The 7,251-nt window shown below is 74.2% G+C and carries 5 protein-coding genes; 1 reads left to right on the top strand and 4 read right to left on the bottom strand.

Features of this window, described 5'->3' with window-relative positions:
- Positions 1 to 60 precede the first annotated feature (60 nt).
- From E1265_RS30745 to E1265_RS30730, 4 genes are all read right to left on the bottom strand, one after another.
- Positions 61 to 2,121, bottom strand: a complete 2,061-nt coding sequence (locus tag E1265_RS30745) for a bifunctional diguanylate cyclase/phosphodiesterase (protein ID WP_132934250.1) — start codon at positions 2,119 to 2,121, stop codon at positions 61 to 63.
- 146 nt (positions 2,122 to 2,267) lie between these two features.
- Complete coding sequence (gene ligA, locus E1265_RS30740; RefSeq protein WP_207931277.1) at positions 2,268 to 4,478, bottom strand: NAD-dependent DNA ligase LigA; 2,211 nt, start codon at positions 4,476 to 4,478, stop codon at positions 2,268 to 2,270.
- A 77-nt stretch (positions 4,479 to 4,555) separates the two neighbouring features.
- Entirely contained in the window at positions 4,556 to 5,530 is a 975-nt protein-coding gene (locus tag E1265_RS30735; RefSeq protein ID WP_279571480.1) for a methionine synthase, read from the bottom strand.
- Between the two features lie 93 nt (positions 5,531 to 5,623).
- Complete coding sequence (locus E1265_RS30730; RefSeq protein WP_132934249.1) at positions 5,624 to 6,313, bottom strand: SDR family oxidoreductase; 690 nt, start codon at positions 6,311 to 6,313, stop codon at positions 5,624 to 5,626.
- A gap of 58 nt (positions 6,314 to 6,371) precedes the next feature.
- On the opposite strand from E1265_RS30730, the gene E1265_RS30725 reads away from it, so the two are divergent.
- Entirely contained in the window at positions 6,372 to 7,199 is an 828-nt protein-coding gene (locus E1265_RS30725) for a carbon-nitrogen hydrolase family protein (RefSeq protein WP_132934248.1), read from the top strand.
- The last annotated feature ends 52 nt before the right edge of the window (positions 7,200 to 7,251 follow it).

Below are 7,251 nucleotides of genomic sequence, written 5' to 3'. Positions count from 1 at the left end.
GGGTGGGTGGGCGCGGCACGGCCGCGCCGTGGCCGACGCCAAGCGCGCAGCGGCGCGGTCTCAGGCCGTGGAGGCGGGGAGGGCTGGCACGCCCGTTTCGCGGGCGCGTAGCCATGCCGTGGTCTCGGCGGGCGGCATCGCCGCCGCCACCAGCCAGCCCTGGACCGCGTCGCAGCCCAGGTCCCGCAGCCGCTCCCAGGTCTCGTCGTCCTCGACGCCCTCGGCGACCACCACGAGCCCCAGCGAGTGGGCGAGTTCCACCGTGCAGCGGACGATCTCCGCGTCCTCGCTGTCGACCGTGAGGCGGGCCACGAAGGAGCGGTCGATCTTCAGCTCGCTGACCGGCAGTCGCCGCAGGTGGACCAGCGAGGAGTAGCCGGTGCCGAAGTCGTCGAGCGACATGCGGACGCCGTGGCCGGTGAGGCCGGCCAGGGTGTCGGCGGCCTGCTGCGGGTCCTCGAGCATCACGTGCTCGGTGATCTCGAGCTGCAGCGAGCCGGCGGGGACGCCGTGCCGGGCGAGGCGGGCGGCGACGGCGCCGGCGAATCCCGGGGTGTAGACGTCGCGCGGCGAGACGTTGACCGCGACCGGCACGGTGAGGCCGGCCGAGCGCCATCGGGCGACCTGGCAGAGCGCCGTCTCCAGCACGTACTCCGTGAGCCGCGGCATGAGACCCGAGGTCTCGGCCATGGCGATGAACTCGTCGGGCGGGATCCGGCCCCGGTCCGGGTGCCGCCAGCGGACCAGCGCCTCGAGGCCGGCGACCTCGCCGTCGAAGCGGACCTTGGGCTGGTAGTGCAGCTCCACCTCGCCGTCCTCGAGGGCGCGCCGCAGGTCGCCGAGGAGGGCGAGGCGGTCGGGGGTGTTGCCGTCGCGGCTGGCGTCGTAGACCTCGACGCCGCTGCGGTCGCTCTTGGCGCCGTACATGGCGACGTCGGCCCTGCGCAGCAGGCCCTCGGCCTCGGGCGCGTGCTCGGGGAAGACCGCGACGCCCGCGCTTGCCTCGACCACCAGGGTCAGGCCGTCGAGTTCGAGGGGGGCGCTCAGGGAGCCGAGGATGGCGCGGGCGACGCGCTGCGCGCTGGTGGCGGAGTCGATCCTGGGCAGCAGCACGGCGAACTCGTCGCCGCCGAGCCTGGCCGCCTCGGCCTGCTCGGGCAGCTCGCGCCTGATGCGGTCGGCGATCTGGAGCAGCAGCCGGTCGCCGGTGAGGTGGCCGAGGGTGTCGTTGACCGACCGGAAGCTGTCGAGGTCGATGAGGATCAGCGCGGAGCGCTCGCCGGCCCGGCCGGCCTCCTCCAGGGCGACCCGGGTGCGCTCCAGCAGCCACTGCCGGTTGGGCAGCCCGGTCAGCGGGTCGAGGAGCTGGTCCTCGGCGCGGTCCCTGGCCATCCAGAAGGTGGAGTCGAGGGCTATCAGCGGGACCGCGAACAGCGGCAGCAGCAGCGGCTTGTGGGCGGCCACCACCACGATCAGCGGGACGATGCACAGCAGTGCCGTGGCGACCAGCGCCTGTCGCACGAGCACGCCGGTGGCGAGCGACGACAGGCCGCCCGGCGGATCGCTGCTGAGCCACAGCAGGGTGCGGGTGATCAGCAGGTAGGCGGCGGCGCCCAGGACTAACTGGGGGACGGTGGTGGGCTCCCAGGCGGCCGGCTCCCAGCGGTTCTCGATGCTCGGCCGGTTCCCCCAGGCGGCGAGCGTGAGGGCGGCCGCGCCTATGCCGAGCACGTCGATGGCGCCGTGCAGCACGGCCTCGCGGCGCCGCTCCCGGCGGGCGGCGCCGACCAGGGTGACCACCGCCATGCTGACCAGCACGGCCGGCACCCAGCCGTAGAGCAGCAGCATCGCGAGGGCGAGCGCGGCGCCCGCGCCGCTGCCGCCGCTCCACCAGCGGTCCCGCCCCCACGCCACCAGGTGCGCCACGATCAGCGCCGTGAGGACGGCGAAGCCCCACCCCGGCCGGTCGGCGGGGAACAGCGCGTGGCCGCCGGCGAGGACCCGGACGACGCCGATGACCAGGGCGATGCCGGCCGCCACCGGCACGGCAGGGCGGATGTAGCGGGACAGCCACGCGTGATCACGTGGTGGGGGCCGTCTCCCCCCGGGGGCTGACTGCATTCGGGTCCCTCTCACGGCCGTTCTCGCCCGCCCGCGACGGGCGCACCACCCCACACTAGGCCGCCCGGAGCCGGCAGGGGCAGGGAACACCGACGGTTACCGAAAGCACCTCGCGCGGTCTTATGTTCCTGGTATATGCCCGTAGTTCAGGCGTTCGACTCTCCGTCAGCCCCGCCTTCCCCGGCTGCCTCCTTCTCCCCCGCCGCCTCGTCCGTGACGAGCGCCGCCCCGCGCGCCGCGTCGGGGCCGCGCTCGAGCAACAGGCGGAAGCCGGCCTCGTCGAGGATCGGCACCTTGAGCTGCACCGCCTTGTCGTACTTGGAGCCCGGGCTCTCCCCCACGACCACGAAGTCCGTCTTCTTGGACACCGAGCCCGTCACCTTCGCGCCCCGGGTCTGCAGCGCCTCCTTGGCGCCGTCCCGCGTGAAGCCCTGCAGGGTGCCGGTGACCACCGCCGTGACGCCGGCCAGCGGCCGGGGCCCGGCCTCCTTGTCGGTCTCCTCGGCGAGCCGCACGCCGGCGGCCCGCCAGCGCTCCACGATCTCCCGGTGCCAGTCCACCGCGAACCAGTCCTTCAGCGAGGCCGCGATGGTCGGGCCGACGCCCTCGGTGGCCGCCAGCTCCTCCTCGCCGGCCTCGGCGATGCGGTCGAGCGAGCCGAACTCGCGGGCCAGCGCCTCGGCCGCCACCGGGCCCACGTGCCGGATGGAGAGCCCGGTGATGATCCGGGCCAGCGGGCGGTGTCTGGCCTCCCTGATGGCGTCCAGCATGGCCAGCGTGTTCTTCTTGGGCTCGCCCTGCTGGTTGGCGAAGAAGGTGACGACCTTGGGCTCGCCGGTCTCCGGGTCGCGCTTGGGCAGCCCGGTGTCCTGGTCGAGCACGTACGACTTGATGGGCAGCAGCTCCTCGACGGTGAGCTCGAAGAGCCGGCCCTCGTCCCGCAGCGGCGGCTCGGCCGGCTCGAGCGGCTGGGTGAGCGCGGCGGCCGCGACATAGCCGAAGTGGTCGATGTCGAGGCACTTGCGGCCGGCCAGGTAGTAGATCCGCTCCCGCAACTGGGCCGGGCACGACCGGGAGTTGGGGCAGCGCAGGTCGATGTCCCCCTCCTTCATCGGCCGCAGCGCGGTGCCGCACTCGGGGCACTCGGCCGGCATCACGAACTCGCGCTCGCTGCCGTCCCGCAGGTCGGCGACCGGGCCGAGGATCTCGGGAATCACGTCCCCGGCCTTGCGCAGCACCACCGTGTCCCCGATGAGCACACCCTTGGCCTTGACCACCTCCTGGTTGTGCAGGGTGGCGAACTCGACCTCGGAGCCGGCCACCGTGACCGGCTCGACGACCGCGTACGGGGTGACCCGGCCGGTGCGGCCGACGCCGACCCGGATGTCCACCAGCCTGGTGTTGACCTCCTCGGGCGGGTACTTCCAGGCGATGGCCCAGCGCGGCGCCCGCGAGGTGGAGCCGAGCCGCCCCTGGAGCCGGATCTCGTCGAGCTTGACGACCACGCCGTCGATCTCGTGCTCCACGGCGTGCCGGTGCTCGCCGTAGTAGGAGATGAACTCCCGCACCCCGGCCGTCGAGTCGACCGCCCTGGCCGCCCGCGCCGTGGGCAGGCCCCACTCCTTCAGCAGGTCGTAGGCCTCCGAGAGCCGGTCGATGTCGAAGCCCTCGCGGGCGCCGATGCCGTGCACCACCATCTGCAGCGGGCGGCTCGCGGTGATCTTCGGGTCCTTCTGGCGCAGGGAACCGGCCGCCGCGTTGCGCGGGTTGGCGAATGGCTTCTCGCCGGCCTCGACCAGCCGCGCGTTCAGCTCCTGGAAGCGCTCCATCGGGAAGAACACCTCGCCCCTGACCTCGACCAGGGCCGGGATCCGCTCGCCGCGCAGCCGCTGCGGCACCTCGGCGATGGTGCGCACGTTGGGCGTGATGTCCTCGCCCGTGCGGCCGTTGCCCCGGGTGGCGGCCCTGGTCAGCCGGCCGTGCTCGTACGTCAGGTTGACCGCGAGGCCGTCCACCTTGAGCTCGCACAGGAAGTGGTATGGGATCCCCGACAGCTCCTCGGCGACCCGCTCGGCCCACGCGTCCAACTCGGCGTCGTCGAACGCGTTGTCCAGCGAGAGCATCCGCTCGCGGTGGTCGACCGGGCTGAACTCCGTCTCGTAGCTGCCGGCGACCTGCTGCGTCGGCGAGTCGGGAGTGCGCAACTCGGGGTGCTCGTCCTCCAGGGCCTGCAACTCGCGCAGCATCCGGTCGAACTCGGCGTCGCTGATGATCGGCGTGGTGACGTAGTACCGGAAGCGGTGCTCCTCGACCTGCTCGGCGAGCCGGGCGTGCTTCTCCCTGGCCTCGGGCGGCACCGAGGACTCGGGCACCGTGGATCCGGCCGTGCGGGCCGTGGAGGCCCCGGAGGATTCGGCCACTGACTCGTCTCCCGTCACTCTGGGTTGTCCGCGAGGGATCTGGCCGCTCGGACGCAGTGCTCGAGCGCGGCCCGCGCGTACGCCGGGGAGGCGCCCGCGAGGCCGCACGCGGGGGTGATGACCACGGACTCCGTGAGGAGCTCCGGGGACAGCCCCAGCCTGCGCCAAAGCGATCTGACTCCACCGACAGTACCGGCCGGGTCTGACAACTGACCCGGCGTGGCCCCGTCGCCCGGGATGACGCCCGCGAACAGCGCGGTGCCGCCCTCGACGGCCTCGCCGATCAGGTCGTCATCACGCTCGGTGAGCAGTGCGGCGTCGAAGGAGACGGCCGTGGCGCCGGCCCTGCGCAGCAGCGCGAACGGCACGCCGGGGGCGCAGCTGTGCACCACCACCGGGTCGTCGCCGGCCACCGCGACCAGGCCGCGCAGCGTCTCCTCGGCCACCGCCCGGTCCACGGCCCGGTGGGTGCGGTAGCCGCTGGCCGTGGGTACCCGGCCGGTGAGCACGGCGGTCAGCGACGGCTCGTCGAGCTGCAGCACCACCCGGGCGCCCGGCACCCGGCGGCGCACCTCGGCGAGGTGGCCGCGCAGTCCCTCCGCGAGCGAGGCCGCCAGGTCGCGGCAGGCGCCGGGGTCGCCGAGCATGGCCTCGCCGTTGCGCCGCTCGAGGGCGGCGGCCAGCGTCCAGGGGCCGACCGCCGACACCTTGAGCGCGCCCGCGTAGCCCTGGGTGAACTCCTCCAACGCGTCCAGGTCCTCGCGGAGCCAGGCCCTGGCCCTGCGGGTGTCCCGCCCCGGCCGGTCGCCGATCCGCCAACCGCTCGGCTCGACGCGGGCGTACAGCTCAACGAGCAGCCCGGCCGTGCGCCCGATCATGTCGGCGCCCGGGCCGCGGGCCGGCAGCTCGGGCAGGTGGAGCAGGGTCTCCAGGGAGCCCGCCACGATCCTGGCGGCCTCCCTGGCGTCCTCGCCCGGCATCGAGCCGATCCCGGTGGCCGCGGCCGGGCCCCAGGGGAACTTCCACTTCGGCGTGTGTGTCGCCGTCTCCGTCGCGTTGTCCGTCACGACAGACAACGTAGGTCACCCGGTGGGTCGCACCGTGAGGTCGGTGACCTCGGCGCCGCGCGGCAGGTCGAGCGCGGTGAGCACGGTGGTCGCCACGTCCTTCGGGGTCAGCCAGCGGTCCGGGTCGTACTCCCGCCCCTCCTGCTGGTGCACCTTCTCCTGCATGGGCGTCGCGGTGCGGCCCGGGTAGACGGTGGTGACGCGGACCCCGTTGGCCGCCTCCTCGCCGCGCAACGCGTCGGCGAGCGCCCGCAGCCCGAACTTGCTCGCCGCGTACGCGCCCCACTCGCCGTACGCGTGCAGCCCGGCGCCCGAGTTGACGAAGACGACGTGCCCGCGGGCCGCGCGCAGCTGCGGCAACAGCAGCCGGGTCAGCTCGGCCGGGGCGATGAGGTTGGTCGCGAGGGTGGCGTGCCACACCTTGGGGGTGAGCTCGCCGACGGAACCGAGTTCGATGACGCCGGCGCTGTGGATCAGCGAGTCGATGCGGTCCGGCGGGGACTGGTGGCCGAGCGCCCAGGAGAGCCGGTCGGGCTCGGCCAGGTCGCCGACGAGGGTGCGGGCGCCGGGATGGCGCGCCTCGAGCTCCCGCGCGCGGCCGGCGTCGCGCGCCCACAGCCACACCTCGTCGCCCCGCTCGGCCAGCCGCCCCGCGATGGCCGCGCCGATTCCCGAACCTGCCCCTGTGATCACATGGGTTGCCATACGAACATGGTCCCCTACGGTTCCCTTACGGCATTCACCGCGATGGAGGAGGAGAGACATGGCAGCGGATCCCCCGGCCGCCGGCACGGTGCGGATCGCGGTGGGCCAGCTGGCCTCCGGCGTCTCGCCGAAGGACAACCTGGCGGCGATCGAACGGGAGACGGCCCGGGCCGCGGACCGGGGCGCGGACGTGGTGGTCTTCCCCGAGGCGGCGATGGCGCGGTTCGGCATCCCGCTCGGCCCGGTCGCGGAGCCGCTCGACGGGCCGTGGGCCACGGCGGTACGGGAGCTGGCGGCGCGCACCGGGGTGCTCGTGGTGGCCGGCATGTTCGTCCCGGCCGAGGACGGCCGGGTCAGGAACACGCTGCTGATCACCGGCCGCGGCGTCGACACCCACTACGACAAGGTGCACCTCTTCGACGCGTTCGGCTTCGCCGAGTCGGCGACGGTCGCCCCGGGCGACCGGGCCGTGACGGCCGATCTCGGCGATGTCCGGATCGGGTTCGCCACCTGCTACGACGTGCGCTTCCCAGGTCTCTTCACGCGGCTCGCGGACGAGGGGGCGCGGCTGATCCTCGTGCCGGCGTCGTGGGGGGCGGGCCCCGGGAAGCTGGAGCAGTGGGAGGTGCTGGTGCGCGCTCGCGCGCTCGACAGCACGTGCTGGATCGTGGCCGCCGGCCAGGCCGACCCGTCGACGGTCGGCCCCGCGTTGGATACGAGGGCGCCGACGGGGATCGGGCACAGCGCGGTGGTGTCTCCGCTGGGGGAGGTGGTGGCGCGGCTGTCGGCGGAGCCGGGGCTCCTGCTGCACGACGTGGACCTCGCGGAGGTGGCGGCGGCGCGCCGCGCGGTCCCGGTCCTGGCGAACCGTCGCGCGTTGCCGTGACGCGCTGCGGCGCACTGCGCCGCGGCGCTTCGCGCGGGGGTTTCCCCCGCCC

It is taken from the genome of Streptomyces sp. 8K308, assembly GCF_004348315.1.
In the GTDB taxonomy this organism is placed as follows: domain Bacteria; phylum Actinomycetota; class Actinomycetes; order Streptomycetales; family Streptomycetaceae; genus Streptomyces.
Note: the sequence above shows the minus strand (reverse complement) of the source record. Positions and strands in the feature narration are given on the sequence as shown.